At 47.3% G+C, this 20,461-nt stretch carries 19 protein-coding genes and 1 pseudogene; 18 read left to right on the forward strand and 2 right to left on the reverse strand.

The features are described 5' to 3' along the window. The first annotated feature begins 70 nt into the window (after positions 1-70). The 8 genes and pseudogenes from BQ1619_RS03190 to BQ1619_RS03225 all read left to right on the forward strand — a co-directional run bounded on the left by BQ1619_RS03190 (position 71) and on the right by BQ1619_RS03225 (position 7,658). Positions 71-1,855: an acetolactate synthase 3 catalytic subunit gene (locus tag BQ1619_RS03190; protein ID WP_114662229.1), complete on the forward strand. Its 1,785-nt coding sequence runs from the start codon at positions 71-73 to the stop codon at positions 1,853-1,855. Then, positions 1,855-2,346, forward strand: coding sequence for an acetolactate synthase small subunit (gene ilvN, locus BQ1619_RS03195; protein ID WP_114662230.1), 492 nt, complete (start codon positions 1,855-1,857; stop codon positions 2,344-2,346). Before BQ1619_RS03190 ends, ilvN begins: the two co-directional genes overlap by 1 nt. Positions 2,347-2,399: 53 nt before the next feature. Continuing rightward, complete coding sequence (ilvC, locus tag BQ1619_RS03200) at positions 2,400-3,416, forward strand: ketol-acid reductoisomerase (RefSeq protein ID WP_114662231.1); 1,017 nt, start codon at positions 2,400-2,402, stop codon at positions 3,414-3,416. Positions 3,417-3,457: 41 nt separating this feature from the next. Further along, positions 3,458-4,105, forward strand: coding sequence for a phosphatidylserine decarboxylase (locus tag BQ1619_RS03205; protein ID WP_114662232.1), 648 nt, complete (start codon positions 3,458-3,460; stop codon positions 4,103-4,105). Between the two features lie 119 nt (positions 4,106-4,224). Continuing rightward, a complete protein-coding gene (gene pssA / locus BQ1619_RS03210; RefSeq protein ID WP_231968626.1) occupies positions 4,225-5,007 on the forward strand; it encodes a CDP-diacylglycerol--serine O-phosphatidyltransferase in 783 nt (260 codons plus the stop codon). 231 nt (positions 5,008-5,238) lie between these two features. Continuing rightward, on the forward strand, positions 5,239-6,786 hold the full coding sequence (locus BQ1619_RS03215) for a 2-isopropylmalate synthase (RefSeq protein ID WP_114662233.1): 1,548 nt from the start codon (positions 5,239-5,241) through the stop codon (positions 6,784-6,786). Between the two features lie 10 nt (positions 6,787-6,796). Then, the gene (locus BQ1619_RS03220; RefSeq protein ID WP_114662234.1) at positions 6,797-7,222 is read left to right on the forward strand and encodes a PaaI family thioesterase; all 426 of its coding nucleotides are present in this window, start codon (positions 6,797-6,799) and stop codon (positions 7,220-7,222) included. Positions 7,223-7,374: 152 nt separating this feature from the next. Beyond that, positions 7,375-7,658 (forward strand): annotated as a pseudogene (locus tag BQ1619_RS03225) (H-NS histone family protein). A gap of 149 nt (positions 7,659-7,807) precedes the next feature. Here BQ1619_RS03225 and BQ1619_RS03230 read toward each other — a convergent pair. After that, entirely contained in the window at positions 7,808-8,458 is a 651-nt protein-coding gene (locus BQ1619_RS03230) for a helix-turn-helix domain-containing protein (protein WP_197711851.1), read from the reverse strand. A gap of 300 nt (positions 8,459-8,758) precedes the next feature. On the opposite strand from BQ1619_RS03230, the gene BQ1619_RS03235 reads away from it, so the two are divergent. The 10 genes from BQ1619_RS03235 to bamC all read left to right on the forward strand — a co-directional run bounded on the left by BQ1619_RS03235 (position 8,759) and on the right by bamC (position 20,133). Continuing rightward, positions 8,759-11,617: a 2-oxoglutarate dehydrogenase E1 component gene (locus BQ1619_RS03235; protein ID WP_114662236.1), complete on the forward strand. Its 2,859-nt coding sequence runs from the start codon at positions 8,759-8,761 to the stop codon at positions 11,615-11,617. Between the two features lie 44 nt (positions 11,618-11,661). Next, positions 11,662-12,834, forward strand: coding sequence for a 2-oxoglutarate dehydrogenase complex dihydrolipoyllysine-residue succinyltransferase (gene odhB / locus BQ1619_RS03240; protein ID WP_114662238.1), 1,173 nt, complete (start codon positions 11,662-11,664; stop codon positions 12,832-12,834). Between the two features lie 12 nt (positions 12,835-12,846). Continuing rightward, positions 12,847-14,283, forward strand: a complete 1,437-nt coding sequence (gene lpdA / locus BQ1619_RS03245; RefSeq protein WP_114662240.1) for a dihydrolipoyl dehydrogenase — start codon at positions 12,847-12,849, stop codon at positions 14,281-14,283. Beyond that, positions 14,284-15,387, forward strand: a complete 1,104-nt coding sequence (gene zapE / locus BQ1619_RS03250) for a cell division protein ZapE (protein WP_114662242.1) — start codon at positions 14,284-14,286, stop codon at positions 15,385-15,387. A 9-nt stretch (positions 15,388-15,396) separates the two neighbouring features. Beyond that, positions 15,397-16,245 (forward strand): 3',5'-nucleoside bisphosphate phosphatase, encoded by an 849-nt coding sequence (locus tag BQ1619_RS03255; protein WP_114662245.1) that lies wholly within the window; start codon positions 15,397-15,399, stop codon positions 16,243-16,245. Between the two features lie 33 nt (positions 16,246-16,278). After that, positions 16,279-17,481: a tryptophan--tRNA ligase gene (locus BQ1619_RS03260; RefSeq protein ID WP_114662247.1), complete on the forward strand. Its 1,203-nt coding sequence runs from the start codon at positions 16,279-16,281 to the stop codon at positions 17,479-17,481. Positions 17,482-17,497: 16 nt separating this feature from the next. Then, complete coding sequence (locus tag BQ1619_RS10405; protein WP_197711852.1) at positions 17,498-17,635, forward strand: hypothetical protein; 138 nt, start codon at positions 17,498-17,500, stop codon at positions 17,633-17,635. Beyond that, a complete protein-coding gene (locus tag BQ1619_RS03265; protein WP_197711853.1) occupies positions 17,632-17,958 on the forward strand; it encodes a hypothetical protein in 327 nt (108 codons plus the stop codon). Before BQ1619_RS10405 ends, BQ1619_RS03265 begins: the two co-directional genes overlap by 4 nt. 160 nt (positions 17,959-18,118) lie before the next feature. Next, the gene (gene dapA / locus BQ1619_RS03270) at positions 18,119-18,991 is read left to right on the forward strand and encodes a 4-hydroxy-tetrahydrodipicolinate synthase (protein ID WP_114663491.1); all 873 of its coding nucleotides are present in this window, start codon (positions 18,119-18,121) and stop codon (positions 18,989-18,991) included. Next, positions 18,988-20,133, forward strand: a complete 1,146-nt coding sequence (gene bamC, locus BQ1619_RS03275; protein WP_114662249.1) for an outer membrane protein assembly factor BamC — start codon at positions 18,988-18,990, stop codon at positions 20,131-20,133. Before dapA ends, bamC begins: the two co-directional genes overlap by 4 nt. Positions 20,134-20,205: 72 nt before the next feature. Here the strand turns inward: bamC and BQ1619_RS03280 are convergent, their stop codons facing one another. Beyond that, positions 20,206-20,391 carry a hypothetical protein gene (locus tag BQ1619_RS03280; protein ID WP_114662251.1) on the reverse strand — a complete coding sequence of 62 codons (186 nt, stop codon included), beginning with the start codon at positions 20,389-20,391 and terminating at the stop codon, positions 20,206-20,208. Between the last annotated feature and the right edge of the window lie 70 nt (positions 20,392-20,461).

A 20,461-nucleotide genomic window follows, 5' to 3' on the forward strand; every position in this document is an offset into this window, starting at 1 on the left:
ACTCAGGCCATAAGCGGGGATAGAACAGACCAAACAATTTTTTGCCGAAAATTGCAAAGGACGAAAGAAAATGAATACAAGCAGCGCTGAATTTTTAGCGACTAAAGCTAATAAAGATTCCAATACAACTCCCGTAGCAACGCCTCCAGAAATGATTGGTGCTGAAATGCTCGTGCATGCATTGCACAAAGAGGGCGTGGAATACGTTTGGGGATACCCAGGCGGTTCTGTGCTTTTTATCTACGACGAGATTTTTAAACAAAATAAATTCGAACACATCTTGGTTCGCCATGAGCAGGCTGCTGTACATGCTGCTGATGGCTACGCCAGAGCAACCGGTAAAGTTGGTGTGGCACTCGTGACCTCGGGTCCCGGTGTGACCAATGCAGTCACGGGTATTGCTACTGCATACACTGATTCGATCCCCATGGTGATCATTAGCGGTAACGTACCGACTTATGCGATTGGTGAAGATGCGTTCCAAGAAGCCGATACTGTTGGTATTACTCGCCCAGTGGTGAAACACAACTTCCTAGTGAGGGATGTGAAAGATTTGCCATTGGTGATAAAAAAAGCATTCTACATTGCGCAGACAGGTCGTCCAGGTCCAGTCTTGATTGATATTCCGAAGGATGTCTCCGCTGCGAAGGGGCCTTTTGTCTATCCCGAGACGCTGGAGATGCGTTCCTACAACCCAGTTATTAAGGGCCATAGCGGTCAGATACGCAAGGCGATTGCGTTATTGCAAGAAGCCGAACGTCCTTATATCTATACCGGTGGTGGCATTATTTTGGCTGACGCGGCACCAGAGCTGAAGGAGTTTGCCGATCTCTTGGGTTACCCAGTGGCCAATACCTTGATGGGTCTTGGAGGTTTCCCTGGAACTAGCCCACAGTTTCTGGGTATGTTGGGTATGCATGGAACCTATGAAACGAATATGGCGATGCAACACAGCGATGTGTTGATTGCAATCGGTGCTCGTTTTGAGGATCGTGTGATTGGTAACACTGCGCATTTTGCAAGTCATCCACGTAAGATCATTCATATTGATATTGATCCATCCGTGATTTCCAAGCGGGTGAAAGTAGATGTTCCAATTGTTGGCAATCTCAAAGAAGTATTGATTGAAATGACGGCTCAGCTCAAGGTAGCTGGTCCACGTAAAAATGGCGACAAGGTTGCTGCTTGGTGGGATCAGATTAATGAATGGCGCAAAAAAGATTGCCTGAAGTATGACGAGGCATCGCAAATAGTGAAGCCGCAATATGTAGTCCAAAAGTTATGGGAACTTACTGGCGGTGACGCATTTGTTTGCTCCGACGTTGGTCAGCATCAAATGTGGGCTGCGCAGTTCTATAAGTTTGATAAGCCACGTCGTTGGATTAACTCGGGCGGTCTAGGTACCATGGGCGTGGGTCTGCCGTACGCTATGGGAATCAAGAAAGCATTTCCGGAGAAGGATGTATTCACCATTACCGGTGAGGGCTCTATTCAGATGTGCATTCAGGAGTTGTCCACCTGCAAACAGTACGACACTCCGGTGAAGATCTTGTCATTGAATAACCGCTACCTCGGTATGGTTCGTCAGTGGCAAGAGCTTACCTATAACAAACGGTATTCCAGCTCCTATATGGATTCATTGCCAGACTTTGTAAAGTTGGCCGAAGCCTATGGACACGTTGGTATGCGCATCGAGAAAAAATCGGATGTTGAAGGCGCACTCAAAGAAGCAATTCGTTTAAAAGATCGTACGGTGTTCATGGATTTCCAAATTGACCCAGAAGAGAATGTCTGGCCAATGGTTCATGATGGCAAGGGTATTACTGAAATGCTGTTGGGTAGTGAGGATCTGTAATGCGACACATTATTTCTGTATTGATTGAGAACGAGCCGGGGGCTTTGTCACGCGTTGTAGGATTGTTTTCTGCCCGCGGTTACAACATTGATACGCTCAGCGTTGCGCCAACCGAAGATCCATCGCTTTCCCGCATGACCATCGTCACTTTTGGTTCGGATAATGTCATCGAACAAATCACCAAACACTTAAACCGTTTGGTTGAAGTCGTAAAAGTATTTGATTTGAGCGAAGGTCCTCATATCGAGCGCGAGTTGATGATGATTAAGGTTCGTGCGGTGGGTAAGCAGCGCGAAGAACTGAAGCGCACAACGGATATCTTCCGTGGTCGCATCATTGATGTCACTGATAAGAGCTACACCATTGAATTGACTGGCGATGGCGCCAAGTTAGACGCTTTTATTGATTCAATTGATCGTGCCTCCATTTTGGAAACCGTTCGTTCGGGCGGTTCTGGTATTGGGCGCGGCGAGCGCATCTTGAGGGTGTAATTTTTTACTGATTTATTACTCGAATAACAATATTTTCAACACAAGGAAAGAGCATGAAAGTTTTTTACGATAAAGACGCAGATTTGTCCCTCATTAGGGGCAAGAAAGTCACCATCATTGGTTACGGTTCACAGGGTCATGCACACGCGTTGAACCTAAAAGACTCCGGTGTGAACGTAACGGTGGGTTTGCGTAAAAACGGTGCCTCTTGGAATAAAGCGGCTAACGCTGGTTTAGCGGTAAAAGAAGTTGCGGAAGCTGTTAAGGATGCTGATGTCGTGATGATGATGTTGCCAGACGAGCAAATTGCAGACGTTTACAACAAAGAAGTACACGCAAACATTAAACAAGGCGCCGCTCTTGCATTTGCACACGGCTTTAACGTGCATTACGGTCAAGTTCAACCTCGCGCCGACTTGGATGTCATCATGATTGCTCCAAAAGCGCCTGGTCATACTGTGCGTGGCACCTATACACAGGGTGGTGGCGTTCCGCATTTGATCGCTGTTTACCAAGATAAGTCCGGTTCTGCCCGTGATGTTGCGTTGTCCTATGCAACTGCCAACGGTGGCGGTCGCGCTGGCATCATCGAAACCAATTTCCGCGAAGAAGCCGAAACCGATTTGTTCGGTGAGCAAGCTGTTCTGTGTGGTGGTGCCGTAGAGTTGATCAAGGCTGGCTTTGAGACCTTGGTAGAAGCTGGCTACGCCCCTGAAATGGCGTACTTTGAGTGCTTGCATGAGCTCAAGTTGATCGTGGACTTGATCTATGAAGGCGGAATTGCCAACATGAACTACTCCATCTCAAATAACGCTGAGTACGGTGAATACGTTACTGGCCCACGTGTTGTTACAGAAGATACTAAGAACGCAATGCGTCAGTGCTTGAAAGACATTCAGACTGGTGAATATGCGAAGAGCTTTATCCTTGAAAATAAGGCTGGTGCTCCAACACTGATCTCACGTCGTCGCTTAAATGCAGAGCATGACATTGAAGTCGTTGGCGCTAAGTTGCGCGCCATGATGCCTTGGATTGCAAAAAACAAATTGGTTGATCAAACTAAAAACTAATTAATCCATTGCTGGATGTTTAAAAAGGACTCAGAATAACGATGATGTATCCACACCCCATTATTGCGAAAGAAGGTTGGCCCTATTTGGCGCTAGTGGGGGTAGTGGCCTTGCTAGTTCACCACTTTGGTGGAATAGCATGGTCTTGGCCAGTGTGGATTATTTTTGTCTTTGTTCTGCAGTTCTTTCGCGATCCCCAGCGCATTCCTGCATTAGGTCGCGATCTGGTTTTATCCCCTGCGGATGGCCGTATTGTGGTGGTTGAAACTGCCAATGATCCATACGCTGGGCGTGAAACGCTTAAAATTAGCGTGTTCATGAACGTTTTTAACGTTCACTCCAATCGCAGTTCAGTTAATGGCCTAGTGAAAGAGATTCAATATTTTCCGGGCAAGTTTGTGAATGCCGACTTGGACAAAGCCTCTACTGAAAATGAGCGTAATGCGGTGGTGATTGATGCGAACGGTCAAACCATTACCTTGGTGCAAGTGGCAGGTTTGATAGCGCGCCGTATTCTTTGCTACATCCATGTGGGCGATCGCTTGAAAGCGGGCGAGCGCTATGGCTTTATTCGCTTTGGTTCTCGCGTCGATGTGTATTTGCCTTTGACCGCCGAACCTTTGGTTTCGGTAGGTGATAAAGTATTTGCAACCAATACTGCCTTGGCCCGTGTGCCGGGTTTGGATTAAGTTACTCCGTATAACCTTTACCATTTATTTGGAAAACCTTGACTACCTTTCGCCGTCGTGGACGCATTGACCGCAGTCGCCTGAGCCATCGTAAGACTGAGCCCTCTCAAGCAGAGTGGGTGGATGCATTGGGTGATGGGGTTGACTACGAAGTTGAGGAGCTCGAGCCTCCCAAGCCACGATTGCGCAGTAAAGGCATTTATCTTTTGCCAAACGCATTTACTACGGCTGCATTGTTCAGCGGCTTTTTTGCCATTGTCAATGCGATGAACGGTCAATTTCAGGTAGCCGCAATTGCTATATTTGCCTCATTGGTATTGGATGGCATGGATGGTCGCGTTGCTCGAATGACCAATACGCAAAGTGCATTTGGTGAGCAATACGATTCATTGGCTGACATGGTCTCATTTGGTGTCGCTCCCGCATTGGTTGCATATGAGTGGGCCCTAAAAGATTTAGGGAAGTGGGGCTGGTTGGCTGCCTTTACGTATTGCGCTGGAGCAGCTTTGCGTTTGGCTCGTTTCAATGTCAACATTGGCATAGTGGACAAGAAATTTTTCCAGGGCTTGCCCAGTCCAGCGGCTGGATCACTCGTTGCTGGCTTCATATGGTTGGCTGACGATAACCAGATTCCGGTCCGAGATACGGCTATTCCGTGGGTGATGTTCTTGATTGCCGTCTATGCCGGCTTGACGATGGTTTCGAATGCCCGTTTCTACAGCGGTAAAGCCTTAGATGTGCGCTATCGGGTGCCTTTTGGCGTGATGGTTTTATTGATTCTGACTTTTGTATTGATTTCATCAAACCCGCCATTAACCTTATTTGGCTTGTTTGTGGTGTATTCGATCTCCGGATATGTGATTTGGGTATGGGAGCGCCTCAATCGAAAGCGTTTTAGCTAAATCCCCATTTTTTGGGTTATATTATTTCCATGTTGATGAATTTCTCACTTTTAACCGGTCTTCTTCTGCTAGCACTAAGCCTTAAGCTTGGGGCGGGTAAGGTCTGAGTTGATGAGATTGATTTAATTCATTAACCACCAATACCAGCCCCAGCAAATTGCTGGGGTTTTTGTTTTTTAGTACAGCGTTTCAGAATTTCATTAAATCCGTAATCCAAACTGGAGAGTAGTAATGAGCGACAAAGTAATCATTTTTGATACCACCTTGCGTGATGGCGAGCAGTCCCCTGGTGCATCGATGACTAAGGACGAGAAGGTTCGTATTGCCCGTCAGCTCGAGCGTCTCAAAGTGGATGTGATTGAAGCGGGTTTTGCTGCCAGCTCTGAAGGAGATTTTCAGGCAATTTCTGCGGTGGCTGCGGCCATCAAAGACTCCACGGTTTGTTCTTTGGTGCGTGCAAACGACAAAGATATTACCCGAGCTGCTGATGCCTTAAAAGCAGCTAATGCAAAACGCATTCATGCCTTCTTAGCAACCAGTCCGTTGCACATGGCCGTGAAATTACGCATGTCACCTGAGGAAGTATTGGAGCAAGCTAAGCGATCGATTCGTTTTGCCCGAAATTTGGCTTCGGATATTGAGTTCTCGGCAGAGGATGGCTACCGCTCTGAGATGGATTTCTTGTGTAGGGTGGTAGAGGCGGTGATTAATGAAGGCGCTTCAACCATCAATATTCCCGATACGGTTGGTTATGCCACTCCAGAGTTGTATGGCGAGTTTATCAAGACCTTGCGGACGCGTGTGCCCAATTCCGATAAGGCCATTTGGTCCGTGCATTGCCATAACGATTTAGGAATGGCGGTGGCCAACTCTTTGGCTGGGGTGAAGATTGGCGGGGCCCGTCAAATTGAGTGCACCATTAATGGCTTGGGTGAGCGCGCTGGCAATACCGCGTTAGAAGAAATTGTTATGTCCTTGCGTACTCGCAAAGATTACTTTGATATGGTTTGCGGCATTGATGCGAGCCAAATTGTTCCTGCATCAAAATTGGTTTCGCAAATTACCGGCTTTGTGGTGCAGCCTAATAAGGCGGTTGTCGGTGCAAATGCATTTGCACATGCTTCCGGCATTCATCAAGACGGTATTTTGAAAAATCGTGAAACCTATGAAATCATGCGCGCAGAAGATGTGGGTTGGACTACCAACAAAATTGTGTTGGGCAAACTTTCTGGACACAATGCCTTCAAACAGCGCTTACAAGAGTTGGGTATCACTGTTGAAGCGGAAGCAGATTTGAACGAGGCCTTTACTCGGTTTAAGGCTCTGGCGGATCAAAAAGCGGAGATTTTTGACGAGGACATCATTGCCATCATGTCTGATTCTGCGGCTGCAGAGGAGGGCGAACATTACCATTTCATATCGTTGAGCCAGCATTCGGAGACCGGTGAGCGCCCAAAATCTCGGGTGACCTTTCGCATGGGTAGCCAAGAGGTGAGCTCAGAGGCTGAGGGTAATGGCCCAGTAGATGCAAGCTTAAATGCCGTCGAAGAGATTGCGAAGAGTGGTGCCGAGCAATTACTGTATTCGGTAAATGCAATAACCTCCGGTACGCAATCTCAGGGTGAAGTGACAGTGCGCTTATCTAAGGGTGGTCGCATTGTGAATGGGGTAGGCACGGATCCGGACATCATTGCCGCATCAGCAAAAGCTTACTTGTCTGCTTTGAATAAATTGCATGACCCAAGCCAGGCAAAACTGAATGCCCAAATGACGCCTTAAGGATGTGTTAATGACTCTCGATGCCACAAACAGCCAGGTCCAAGACCACAATAGAACCATTTACTTTGGTCTTGATATTCCGTTTTTGCACCACTTAGGTGTTGTTCCTGAATTTGCTGAAAGCGGTAAGGTTAGGATCGGCTACACCGTAAAGCCAGAGCACACCAATAGCTTTCATGTGGCTCAAGGGGGCGTCATTATGACCTTGCTTGATTTTGCGATGGGTGCAGCCGCTCGTACAGCTTCAAACCATCAACTCGGAGCCATTACGATTGATATGAGCACGAGCTTCCTGCGCCCGAGTGAAGGAAAAATTGTGGTGGAAGGCACTTTGCTAAAAGCTGGTAAATCCATTCATTATTGCGAGGCTGTGGCATTGAATGGGGCGGGAGAAATTACTGCTAAAGCCAGCGGAACCTTTGTATTAAGAAAATAGCGTTTTCTTATTAAATCATCATATTTAATAATGATATTTATAATGAATATGTATATTTAATAACTATTAATGCCATAAACCGTAGATAAATAAAGGTTAATAACATTATTTAATGCTATTTCCGATAACTTAATATATAGAGAAATCAATAGATGTCTTCTTATAAAGAGCTCTTGGCTCAGCGCGAGCAATTAGATAAGCAAATCAAAGAAGCAATTGCCCGTGAAAAGGCTGATGGTATTGCAAAAGCAAAAGCCATTATTGAGTAGTACGGTCTAGTAGCATCCGATTTATTTAGTCGTAAGGCTGGTGCGAATAGTGTAAGTGGCAAGGTAGCCCCCGAATACCGTAATCCATACACTGCGAGACTTGGACTGGTCGCGGTAAAGCGCCAAAATGGATCGAAGGAAGAGATCGCAGTAATTTCCCGATCTAATTTGACATTAAGTGGGTAATTAACAAAATAGGCCGCTATGCGGCCTATTTTTTTTCTTCGAATACCTGGTTTTACAACCCATTAAGTCATATAGATGCTTCTAGGGGCACTTTCGGGAAAGTGCCCCTAAAAATAGTGGCTCCAAGAGGTCATGACGGCTGGAATGGGGTGATGATGTGGTCCTGATCTGGACTAGTTGCGGGATAGCCAATAGTCAGCGGATTGAGATCAATTAAGCCATTTTCTAGCTCTTCCTTAATGCTATCGGTGAGATGGGGTCGGCTGCTGTGGTTCTCGTCTGCTAGGGCAACAACGCCAGGGTGAAGCTTGATAAAACCTTCATCCACCAGAATAGGTATACGCTGTGTGTCCTTGTTTTTACTCAGATAATGGATTAGATGTACTTGCTCTACCGGGGGAATGAGTGCGTCCAAAAAGATGACGTCTGGCGTAATCGAGACCGCCTTCATCAGCCCCTCTAGGCTATCTACAGCCACTTCCATTTCTACCTCCAAATGCCAGTCAACAATCGATTTTAGGGGTTCTTCGCTATTTTCGGATCTTCGAAAGATGCCGATCGCAACGCAGTTTTGGGTGGTTTTCTGGCGCATCGCCCGTTTTCGTTTTTGTAGCTGTTGTTCAAGCGAGCTGGCCAATATTCGTCGATGACCCCCACGGGTTTTCCAGGCGATTAATTTACCTAATTCAACCATTTTCTGAACGGCTCCCAGAGAAACCTGCAAAACTTTGGCGCTTTGTCTGGTGCTGAGATATTCCATTTCTGGCGTAATTGCTTTCATATTCCCCTTAATTTCATTAATTCACTTGAAGATTTAGAGAATAAAAACCAAATGGCATTCAATCTGTCCGCCAATATTGAAAGCGCGGTAGGAAAGTTCTTATTCATATTGTTGGGCTAGGGAAATACCCCGAAAACCCCATAAATCAGGGAAAGCCCTTTATGTGACCGTGGTCACTCATGTTAAATTACTGCAGTAGTACCAGTATTTGCACAGATCAATTCGTGAAACGGTACAGCCGTGTAACGGATGGTTATAACCACAGTTTTTATTCGGGAAACCCGATGAAAGGTGAGCATCATGATGCAGGATCAAAGAGGTAAATCCTATCTCTTCGGCGGAAATGCCCCCTATGTAGAGGAACTCTACGAGTCTTATTTGCACGATCCAAGTTCTGTAGAGGACCACTGGCGTGATTATTTCGATAACGTGAAACAAATCCCAGCGGTGGATGGTTCAAATCGAACCGACATTGCGCACGGACCAATTGTGGCGTCTTTTGCTGAGCGCGCCAAACAAGGTCCGATCCGAACGATTTCGGATTCTGCTGATTCAGAAAAAATGGGGCGTAAGCGCGTTGCTGTTCAGCAATTGATTGCAGCGTACCGTAACGTTGGCAATCGCTGGGCAAACTTAGATCCTTTGAAGCGCACGGAGCGCCAGGATATTCCTGAGCTTGATCCTGCTTTCTACGGATTTACGGATGGCGATATGGATATCGTCTTCAATACCAGCAATACATTCTTCGGCAAAAATGAAATGACCCTGCGCGATTTGCTGCAGGCATTACGCGAAACCTACTGTGGCACGATTGGTGCCGAGTTCATGTTTATCGCTGATCAAAAGATCAAAAAATGGTGGCAAGAGAAGTTGGAGTCTATTCGCTCGACACCCCAATTTAATGTAGAAGAAAAGCGCCAGATTTTGGATCGCTTGACCGCTGCAGAGGGTCTGGAGCGCTATCTCCAAGCCAAATACGTTGGTCAAAAGCGTTTCTCCCTTGAGGGCGGTGAAAGCTTTATTGCCTGTATGGATGAGTTGATCCGTGATGCAGGTAGCCGCGGCGTACAGGAGATTGTGATTGGTATGGCCCACCGTGGTCGTCTGAATGTTCTTGTAAACACCTTGGGCAAAATGCCCAAAGATTTATTTGCTGAATTTGAACACAAAGGTCCCGAGACATTGCCTGCTGGTGACGTCAAATATCACCAAGGTTTCTCGAGTGACATTTCGACTCCAGGCGGTCCCGTTCACTTATCGTTGGCATTTAATCCATCCCACTTAGAAATCGTTAACCCAGTGGTTGAGGGCTCTGCGCGTGCGCGTATGGAGCGTCGTGGCGATATGTTGGGTGAACAAGTGATGCCAGTATTGGTGCACGGTGACACTGCGATCGCTGGTCAAGGTGTGATGCAAGAGACTCTGGCAATGTCTGAGGTTCGCGGTTACTCAACCGGCGGTACAGTTCACATTGTGATCAACAACCAGATTGGTTTCACCACATCTGATCCCCGTGACTTGCGTTCGAGCTTGTACTGTACGGATATCATGAAGGTGGTCGATGCCCCAGTATTGCACGTCAATGGGGATGATCCTGAGGCAGTAGTTCTGGCGACGAAATTGGCAGTTGAGTTCCGCACGAAGTTCCATAAAGATGTTGCCATCGACATTATCTGTTTCCGCAAACTGGGTCACAACGAACAAGATACGCCAGCCATGACTCAGCCGTTGATGTACAAGGTCATTGGCGCACACCCAGGTACCCGCAAACTGTATGCCGACCGCTTAGAAACTCAGGGCGTCTTGCCTGCAGGTACTGGCGATTTAATGGTGAAAGAGTACCGCGCTGCAATGGATGCCGGTAAACAAACCTCTGATCCAGTGCTCAGTAATTTCAAGGGCAAGTTTGCGGTGGATTGGTCCCCATTCCTAAATAAGAAGTGGACTGATGAAGCGGATACCTCCATTCCATTAACCGAGTGGAGGCGCTTGGCAGAAAAGATTTCTACCATCCCAGGGGGCTTTAAAGCGCACCCACTGGTAGCGAAGGTCTACAACGACCGCGCTGCGATGGGTCGCGGTGAAGCGAATATCGACTGGGGTATGGGCGAGCATATAGCTTTTGCTTCTCTGGTTGCAAGCGGCTATCCAATTCGTCTATCGGGCGAGGATAGTGGTCGCGGTACCTTTACTCACCGTCATGCGGTATTGCATGAGCAAAACCGCGAGAAGTGGGATACCGGTACCTACATTGCGCTTCAGCATGTAACCAAAGATCAAGCCCCATTTACAGTGATTGACTCGATTCTGTCTGAAGAAGCAGTTCTTGGTTTTGAATATGGTTACGCGGCTGCAGAGCCAAATACGTTGACCATTTGGGAAGCCCAGTTTGGTGACTTTGCCAATGGCGCACAGGTAGTGATTGACCAGTTCATCGCCTCGGGTGAGGTGAAGTGGGGTCGCGCAAACGGTTTGGTCATGATGTTGCCGCACGGCTATGAAGGTCAGGGTCCTGAGCACTCTTCAGCACGTCTTGAGCGCTTCATGCAGTTGTGTGCTGATACCAATATGCAGGTGATTCAGCCAACTACGGCGTCTCAAATCTTCCACGTATTGCGTCGTCAAATGATTCGCCAGTTCCGTAAGCCGTTGGTATTGTTTACGCCAAAATCGTTGTTGCGTAATAAGGATGCTGCATCACCACTTTCAGAGTTTACGAAGGGCGGCTTCCAAACCGTCATCGGCGAACGCGACGACACCATAGATGCGAAGAAAGTGACTCGCATGATTATGTGTTCAGGCAGGGTCTACTATGACTTAGTCAAGCAGCGCACAGAGAAGAAGTCAGGGGATGTGGCGATTATTCGTTTGGAGCAGTTGTATCCTTTCCCACATAAAGCGCTCACTGCTGAACTGAAGAAATATCCAAAGCTGGAAGAGATTGTTTGGTGTCAGGATGAGCCACAAAATCAGGGTGCATGGTTCTTTGTCCAGCACAATATCTTGGAGAACATGTCTGATGGTATGAAGTTAGGTTATGCAGGGCGTCCTGCATCAGCTTCACCTGCTTGCGGATATGCTCATTTGCACCAAGAGCAGCAGAAGTCTCTTCTCAATGCGGCATTTGCCAAATTAAAAGGTTACGTGATCACGAAATAATCGTCTTCATTACTCAACATACATATCAATAAGCAAGATTAATCATGGCTATTTTTGAAGTTAAAGTTCCACAACTCTCCGAATCTGTTGCTGAAGCAACATTGTTGCAATGGAAAAAGAAAGTCGGCGATGCTGTCGGTCAAGATGAAATTTTGATCGAAATCGAGACCGATAAGGTGGTACTCGAGGTGCCGGCGCCCTCAGCAGGTGTTTTGACAGAAATCGTTGTTGCCGATGGCGGTACTGTCGTTGCTGAGCAGTTGATTGCAAAAATTGATAGCACAGCGGTTGCCGCTGCAGCACCGGCCGCAGCTCCTGCGAAAGCTGCCGCGCCTGCCAAAGCTGCTGGCGCAGCCGCATCACCATCAGCAAGCAAGATTCTGGCTGAGAAGGGTGTTGATGCAGGTCAGGTAGCAGGTTCCGGTCGTGATGGCCGTATTACTAAGGGTGATGCACTAAATGCATCTGCTGGCGGTAAAGCTGCTGCATTGCCAAGTGCTCCAATTCCGATTGGTGATCGCCCAGAAGAGCGCGTGCCAATGAGTCGCTTGCGTGCTCGTATCGCTGAGCGTTTGCTGGAGTCCCAAGCAAACAATGCCATCTTGACCACATTCAATGAAGTCAATATGGGTCCAGTGATTGCATTGCGTAACAAATACAAAGATCAGTTTGAAAAAACTCATGGTGTGAAGTTGGGCTTCATGTCATTCTTCGTTAAAGCGGCTACTCATGCTTTGAAAAAGTTCCCACTCCTCAATGCATCTGTGGATGGAAACGACATCGTTTATCACGGTTACTTTGATATTGGTATTGCTGTGAGCTCACCACGTGGCTTGGTAGTGCCGATTCTGCGCGATGTAGACCAAATGAACTTGGCTGATATTGAGAAGAAGATTGCTGAATTCGGTGTTAAAGCTCGCGAAGGTAAGCTATCGATTGAAGAGCTAACTGGCGGTACTTTCTCCATCTCAAACGGTGGCGTGTTTGGTTCGATGCTATCTACACCGATTATCAATCCTCCGCAGTCTGCTATTTTGGGTATTCACGCAACGAAAGATCGCGCTGTTGTGGAGAACGGTCAAGTTGTCGTACGCCCAATTAACTACTTAGCCTTGTCTTATGACCACCGTATCATCGATGGCCGTGAGGCTGTGCTTGGTCTGGTTGCCATAAAGGATGCCTTAGAAGATCCTTCACGCCTTCTCCTTGATTTGTAAGAAGGGAAGATCATGAGCCAAGCTTTTGATGTGCTCGTAATTGGCGGTGGCCCTGGTGGCTACATCGCTGCTATCCGTGCGGCGCAATTGGGTTTCAAGGTTGCCTGTGCTGAATCGAATGCCTATGATGATCCAAACGGTGAGCCACGCTTAGGTGGAACCTGCTTGAACGTTGGCTGTATTCCTTCGAAAGCCTTATTAGCCTCATCCGAAGAGTTCGAGAGGATTGGTCACCATGCAGCAGACCATGGAATCGAAGTTGGCTCAGTCAGCATTGATTCCAAAAAAATGGTGCAACGTAAAGATGACATCGTTACAAAGATGACGGGTGGTATTCAGTACCTATTCCGTAAAAACAAAATTACCTTGCTCAAAGGCCATGCGTCTTTTGAAGGTAAAGGTGCTGATGGCTATCAAGTCAAAATTGATGGCAAGGATAAGGATACTGTTACCGCTAAAAATGTGATCATCGCAACTGGATCGAAGGCGCGTCACTTGCCTGGTATTCCAGTGGATAACATGTTGATTTGCGATAACGAAGGCGCCCTGAAGTTCGACTCAGTTCCCAAGAAGTTAGGCGTGATTGGCGCTGGTGTTATTGGTCTGGAACTTGGTTCTGTTTGGCGCCGCTTGGGCTCCGAAGTGACTGTGCTCGAAGCATTGCCATCCTTCTTGGCTGCTTGCGATGTCAGTATTGCCAAAGAAGCGCAAAAGCTATTTACCAAACAGGGTTTGAACATCAACATGGGTGTGAATATCGGTGAAGTGAAGGCTGACAAGAAAGGTGTAGTCGTCAATTACACCGATAGCGCTGGTAAAGCTGCAAAACTCGAGTGTGATCGTTTAATTGTTTCTGTTGGGCGTGTGCCGAATACCGATAAATTGGGCCTGGATAAGATCGGACTCAAAGTTGATGAGCGTGGCTTTATTCCGATTGACGACCATGCTTGTGCAATTTCTGCGCCTGGTGTTTATGCGGTTGGTGACGTTGTTCGTGGGCCGATGTTGGCGCACAAAGCAGAGGATGAGGGTGTTCTCGCCGCTGAAGTAATCGCTGGTCAAAAGCCCCACATTGATTACAACTGTATTCCATGGGTCATTTATACCGATCCCGAGATTGCTTGGGTTGGCAAAACCGAACAGGCCCTCAAAGAGGCTGGTGTTGCTTATAAATCCGGTCAGTTCCCATTTGCTGCGAATGGTCGTGCATTGGGCATGGGTCGTGCTGATGGTTTTATCAAGGTATTGTCTGACGCAAAGACCGATGAAATTCTCGGTGTTCATATCATTGGTGCAAATGCATCGGATTTAATTGCTGAAGCTGCTGTAGCAATGGAATTCAAAGCAGCTGCTGAGGATATTGCACGTATCTGTCATCCGCATCCAAGCTTGTCAGAAGTGATGCGCGAAGCGGCATTAGCGACAGATCAACGCGCACTCAATATGTAATTGAAAACCATTGAGTATTACCATCAAGAGTTAAAAGCGCGCGGGTATCAAAGTGATCCCGCGCAGCTTCGTGCTGTAGAGCGTCTGCAAAAATGCGAAGATGAATGGATAGCCTACAAAGGTATCCGTAGCAACAATCTCAAAAAGAAAATCTTCAAACCTACTCTGCCCAGAGGTCTTTATCTATGGGGCGGTGTAGGGCGTGGCAAGTCCTTCCTCATGGATTGTTTTTACGCAGCCTCTCCTTTAGAGAAGAAGATTCGCATTCATTTCCATGAATTTATGCGGGAGGTCCATCGTGAACTCCGTGAACTCTCTGGCCTTGCGGATCCACTTGATGAGCTCTCTAAGCGGATAGCGAATCGCTATCGCTTGATCTGTTTTGATGAGTTCCACATCAATGACATTGCTGATGCAATGATTCTGTATCGCTTGCTCAGCGCGCTTTTTGCGGATCGCGTGCAGTTTGTAATGACTTCCAACTATCGTCCGGATCAACTGTATCCCAATGGTTTGCATCATGATCGTCTATTGCCCGCCATCAAATTGCTAGAAGAAAAACTCGATGTCTTAAATGTGGATGCGGGAAATGATTATCGTCGGGTACAGATGGCGCAAGTAGAGGCATATCTCACGCCGATTAACGCAGAGACACAGGCAACGCTTGGTCAAATGTTTCAGACATTAATTGGCAATCAACCAGAAATGCGTAATCCAGACTTGCATATTGAGTCACGAGAGCTAAGACCGTTGCATATGGCCGATGGTGTGGTTTGGTTTGATTTTCAGACGCTGTGTTGTGGACCCCGTTCCCAGAATGACTATCTTGAGATTGCGAATCAGTTTCACACGGTGATCTTGTCTGGGGTGCCTTATATGCCCCCCAAAATGACGAATGAGGCCCGCCGTTTTATTTGGTTGATTGATGTTTTATATGACCACAAAATCAAGCTAATTATGTCGGCCCAAGTGCCAGCCCCTGACTTGTATACCGAGGGGCAAATTACCGCTGAATTCTCCAGAACAGTATCTCGTTTAATCGAAATGCAGTCTCGCGACTACCTAGATGCTCCGCGCCGGGTAATAGATACCAGCTTGACCTAAAATAGGGTCATGAGTAGTTTATCCACCATTAACGCTGATTTACATTGCCATTCCGTTATTTCGGATGGCACCTTAACGCCTGAAGTTCTTGCAGAGCGCGCCAAGGCAAATGGTGTGAGCTTGTGGGCTTTGACAGATCACGATGAGCTTGGCGGTCAACAGCGTGCTAAGAGTGCTGCACAGGCTTTAAGTATTGATTATGTTGCCGGTGTTGAAATTTCAGTGACTTGGATGGGTCAAACGATTCATATTGTTGGTCTTGGTATTGACTCAGAGCACCTCGGGATTATTGAGGGCTTGCGTCGTACACGAGAGGGTCGTGGCAATCGAGCCAAACAAATGTCTGACCAATTATTGAAGGTTGGCATTCCTGGTGCATATGAAGGTGCCTTGCACTATGCCGGCAATCATCAACTGATTTCGAGAACACATTTCGCTCGGTTTTTAGTAGAGCAGGGCGTATGCAAAGATACCGAACATGTATTCAAAAACTATTTGGTAGAAGGCAAGCCGGGCTTTGTAACGCATCAGTGGGCCCCCTTGGATGACGCGGTTGCCTGGATTAAGGGGGCTGGTGGGGTGGCGGTCATTGCGCACCCAGGACGCTATAACTTCAATGCTTTGCAAATGGAAGAGCTATATAAGCATTTCAAGAATATCGGTGGCCTGGGTATTGAAGTGATTACTGGAAGTCATAGCCCAGATCAATATCAAACTTATGGAGAAATTGCCCAGCACTATGGTTTTTTAGCGTCTCGTGGCTCCGATTTTCATGATCCTAGTGAGAGTCATGTCGATTTAGGATCGCTACCGCCTTTACCAGACTCTCTCACGCCAGTGTGGTCTGTGTTTCATTAACTGATTTCATTATTCACAAAGAAAAACTAAACGATGTTTGCTGAACGTGTTCTCTCTGGTATGCGGCCTACGGGCAATTTGCATCTTGGTCATTACCAAGGAGTATTAAAAAACTGGGTACGCTTGCAATCTGAATATCCCTGCTTTTTCTTTGTTGCGGATTGGCATGCGCTAACCACCCACTATGAAACCCCTGATGTGATCGAGCAATCGGTTTGGGATATGGTGATCGATTGGTTGGCTGCTGGCGTGGACCCAAATCAGGCAGCCTTGTTCATTCAGAGCAAAGTGCCTGAGCATGCGGAACTCTTTTTATTGTTATCGATGGGAACCCCGTTGGGCTGGCTTGAGCGTGTTCCAACCTATAAGGATCAGCTTGAGAAGCTCAAAGAGAAAGACCTGCAAACCTATGGTTTCTTGGGCTATCCACTTCTACAGTCTGCCGATATTTTGATTTACCGTGCGCAGTTTGTCCCGGTTGGTGAAGATCAGGTTCCGCACGTTGAGATGACGCGCGAAGTCGCACGTCGTTTTAATTACCTTTATGGTCGCGAGCCAGGTTTTGAAGAGAAGGCACTCGAAGCAGTCAAAAAACTCGGTAGTAAACGTGCCAAGATGTATTCCGAATTGCGAGTAGCGTTTCAGGAGCGCGGAGATGATGAAGCGCTAGAACAAGCCAAGGCGCTGTTGCAAGAAGCGCAAAGCCTATCGATGGCCGATCGCGAAAGGCTATTTGGATTTTTGGAAGGTGCTCGCAAAATTATCCTTCCCGAGCCACAAGCATTGCTGACGGCCGCTTCACGTATGCCAGGAATTGACGGGCAAAAGATGTCTAAGTCCTATGGCAACACGATCAGCGTTCGTGAACAGCCTGAGGAAGTCATTAAGAAAATACGGACCATGCCTACCGATCCAGCCCGAGTACGCAGAACGGATGCGGGCGATCCAGCGCGTTGCCCCGTATGGCAACTTCACACCGTCTATTCGAATGAAGAAACCAAGCGGTGGGTCGGGAAGGGGTGTAAGTCAGCAGGAATCGGCTGCTTGGAGTGCAAGCAACCCGTGATTGATGCGATATTGGCTGAGCAGCAACCGATGTTTGAGCGAGCTCAAAAATATTTAGACGACCCCAGCTTGTTGCGTTCCATCATTGCCGATGGTTGCGATAAGGCCCGTAAGGTTGCCCAAGAAACCATGCGCGAGGTTCGTGAGGCCATGGGTCTAGCGTACGACTAGGGGCTTTCTTGGTAGTTTGCATGACACCGTATTAAATCCTTTGCCTTGGGTGAAGCGTTTTGCGCCCATGATTCCGAAACCAGGTTTGGTCTTGGGTCTTGCTTATGGTGCTGGCGACATGCAATTTATCTCGCGGACCAAGGCTTTTCAGTGATGGCGGTTGATCAAGATGTCTCTCTGCTTGAGCGCAACCAAAACCCCCTCATCGAAACCACAGCCCTCAATCTGGAATTGAATGATTGGCCACTACAAGGTCACCAATTTAACGGGATTGTCGTGACCAATTACCTGTTTAGACCCCATTTAGATCAGTTGCCAGCAATGCTGGTTTCAGGCGGGGCGCTGATCTATGAAACCAATGCCCAGTTTGGTAAGCCCTCAAACCCCAATTTCCTCTTAAATTCAGGGGAATTGCTGGCTTTAGCGACCCGTCATGGCCTGAAAGTCGTGGCCCACGAGGGATCTGTATATCAATGAACCCAAACCACAGCCGTGGTTCAGCGCCTTTGTGCCCTAAAAGAGGGTTAAAAAGGGCGCCTTCCGTTACAATTTCAAGGTTAAGACAGCTAAAATCGGTATACATTCGGTGACATATACAGCTCAATCCAAAGGTAGTAAAAAAACCATCTCTGGCAGCATGTCAGCAATTGTGACCCCCATGTTTGAAGATGGCAGCTTGGATTTTTCTAGCCTGAAGTCTTTGCTAGATTGGCATGTTGCTGAAGGTACAGATGGCATTGTGATTGTAGGCACTAGTGGAGAATCTCCTACGGTGTCCGTAGAAGAGCACTGTGAACTGATTTGTGTCACGGTTGAGCACATTGCTGGACGTATTCCAGTGATTGCGGGTACGGGTGGTAATTCCACAGCGGAGGCGATCGAGCTTACTGAGTTCGCTAAAAAAGTGGGTGCGGATGCAAGTCTTCAAGTGGTTCCGTACTACAACAAGCCTACTCAAGAGGGTATGTATGCTCATCTCAAAAAGATTGCTGAGTCAGTAGATTTGCCGGTAATTCTTTATAACGTGCCAGGTCGTACTGTGGCCGATTTAGCGGGCGATACCGTCGTACGATTGGCTTCTGTGCCAGGTGTAATCGGCATCAAGGACGCTACAAGCAGTCTCGAGCGAGGCACTCTACTAATCAATGATTTAAAACGTGCAGGTCATAGCGATTTTGCCGTGTTTTCGGGTGATGATTTAACGGCAGCCATGCTGATGTTGATGGGTGGCAAAGGCAATATCTCAGTGACGGCAAACGTAGCGCCAAGACTCATGCACGAATTATGTGTTGCAGCGATGTCCGATGACGTGAAGCGTACCCGTGAAATTCAGTATCAATTGATTGCGGTCCACAAAGCGATGTTTACTGAGGCTAACCCAATTCCAGTGAAGTGGGCTTTACATGAAATGGGCAAAATTACCGCTGGTATTCGGTTGCCGCTCACTCCACTGAGCGACCCACTCCGAGAGCCATTGAAGGCAGCATTAAAACAGGCCAATTTATTATGAAGAATGTGTTTTTCCTACCTGGTCGTATCCTTACTTGTGCTGTAGCCTTGACGGCGGTTCTCGGATTGGTCTCCTGTAAGTCTGTGACAACTAATGACACGGTAGATTACAAACAATCGGGTGCGGTGCGTGGTCCGAATTTATCCTACCCCCCTGATTTAATAACATCCCAAGCAGATCGTCGTTATATCGTGCAAGACGGCACCGCAACCATGTCTGAGTACAATGCAGCGGTTAAAAAATCTGTACAAATGCGAAGCAATGTGATGACGGGTATTCCGGGTATGCGCATTGCTAAAGATGGGGAGCGCAGATGGTTGGTAGTTGAAAAACCCGCACCAGAGCTTTACCCCAAAATTAAGGATTTTTGGCAGGAAAACGGTTTCTTATTGGTGGTTGATTCGCCATCCACTGGAATTATGGAGACTGATTGGGCAGAAAATCGCGCCAAAATCTCACAAGACTTTATTCGTAAGGCATTGAGTAGCGTTTTAGATTCCGCTTATGACACTGGTGAGCGAGATAAATATAAAACTCGCTTAGAGGTTACGAAGCCGGGTGTAACGGAGATTTACATCACTCAACGTGGCGCGCTTGAAAAATGTGTGACCGATACGACTGGCGCATGTCTATACACCATTTGGACTCCTCGTCCTAACGATCCGGAACTTGAGGCAGCATTCTTGGTGCGCTTAATGGAGCGTCTTGGAATGACGCAAGAGCAAGCTAAGGCAATGGTTGTAACCCCGCTAGGACCAAAAACCCCTAAAGCCAAGTTTGTTCAAGAGGCGAATAACAAGGGTTATATCGAGTTAAGCGCTGGCTTTGATCGCTCATGGCGTGATGTGGGTTTGGCGCTGGACCGATCGAATTTTACCGTTGAGGATCGTAATCGTTCTGAAGGCGTCTATTTTGTTCGTTACATCAATGCGAAAGACGTTGGTGATTCAAAAGGCTTTTTCAGTAATCTTCTTAGTAGCAAAGATGATGCAAAACTGCAGGCAAAGAAATATCGTGTTGTTGTGAAGAGCGCCGGTGATAATTCTGCGAATGTCTATGTGCAGGACGCAGATGGTAAGCCTGAAAATACGCCCGCCGGTATTCAGTTGCTCACGATCCTTACCGATCAGTTGACGAAGTAGGTCGTATACTAAATGCCGCATTAGGCAATAAAAAAGCCGCTCGAAAGCGGCTTTTTTATTTGATGAAGAAGATTACTTCTTAGCGTCAGCAGCAGGAGCAGCTGGTGCAGCAGGAGCAGCATCTTTAGCAGCGTCAGCAGCAGGAGCAGCTGGTGCAGCAGCAGGAGCAGGAGCTTCAGCAGGTTTTGCTTCTTCTTTTTTACCGCAAGCGGCCAAAGCGATAGCTAACATTGCAGCGAATACGAGTGACTTCTTCATTTGTAATTTCCTCTAAAAAATAAAACAGCAATTATCAATAATTGTTGCGGGAACTACCAAGGGCTAATAC

The sequence above is a fragment of the Polynucleobacter necessarius genome, from assembly GCF_900095195.1.
GTDB lineage: Bacteria > Pseudomonadota > Gammaproteobacteria > Burkholderiales > Burkholderiaceae > Polynucleobacter > Polynucleobacter necessarius_G.

Excerpts from the sequence above, each read along its gene's own strand:
- BQ1619_RS03205 (WP_114662232.1), top strand. The coding sequence starts at position 3,458 with ATGATGTATCCACACCCCATTATTGCGAAAGAAGGTTGGCCCTATTTG.
- odhB (WP_114662238.1), top strand. The coding sequence starts at position 11,662 with ATGGCTATTTTTGAAGTTAAAGTTCCACAACTCTCCGAATCTGTTGCT.
- BQ1619_RS03230 (WP_197711851.1), bottom strand. The coding sequence starts at position 8,458 with ATGAAAGCAATTACGCCAGAAATGGAATATCTCAGCACCAGACAAAGC.
- ilvC (WP_114662231.1), top strand. The coding sequence starts at position 2,400 with ATGAAAGTTTTTTACGATAAAGACGCAGATTTGTCCCTCATTAGGGGC.
- BQ1619_RS03260 (WP_114662247.1), top strand. The coding sequence starts at position 16,279 with ATGTTTGCTGAACGTGTTCTCTCTGGTATGCGGCCTACGGGCAATTTG.
- BQ1619_RS03255 (WP_114662245.1), top strand. The coding sequence starts at position 15,397 with ATGAGTAGTTTATCCACCATTAACGCTGATTTACATTGCCATTCCGTT.
- BQ1619_RS03235 (WP_114662236.1), top strand. The coding sequence starts at position 8,759 with ATGATGCAGGATCAAAGAGGTAAATCCTATCTCTTCGGCGGAAATGCC.
- BQ1619_RS03280 (WP_114662251.1), bottom strand. The coding sequence starts at position 20,391 with ATGAAGAAGTCACTCGTATTCGCTGCAATGTTAGCTATCGCTTTGGCC.
- lpdA (WP_114662240.1), top strand. The coding sequence starts at position 12,847 with ATGAGCCAAGCTTTTGATGTGCTCGTAATTGGCGGTGGCCCTGGTGGC.
- BQ1619_RS03215 (WP_114662233.1), top strand. The coding sequence starts at position 5,239 with ATGAGCGACAAAGTAATCATTTTTGATACCACCTTGCGTGATGGCGAG.
- ilvN (WP_114662230.1), top strand. The coding sequence starts at position 1,855 with ATGCGACACATTATTTCTGTATTGATTGAGAACGAGCCGGGGGCTTTG.
- bamC (WP_114662249.1), top strand. The coding sequence starts at position 18,988 with ATGAAGAATGTGTTTTTCCTACCTGGTCGTATCCTTACTTGTGCTGTA.
- dapA (WP_114663491.1), top strand. The coding sequence starts at position 18,119 with ATGTCAGCAATTGTGACCCCCATGTTTGAAGATGGCAGCTTGGATTTT.
- BQ1619_RS03220 (WP_114662234.1), top strand. The coding sequence starts at position 6,797 with ATGACTCTCGATGCCACAAACAGCCAGGTCCAAGACCACAATAGAACC.
- BQ1619_RS03190 (WP_114662229.1), top strand. The coding sequence starts at position 71 with ATGAATACAAGCAGCGCTGAATTTTTAGCGACTAAAGCTAATAAAGAT.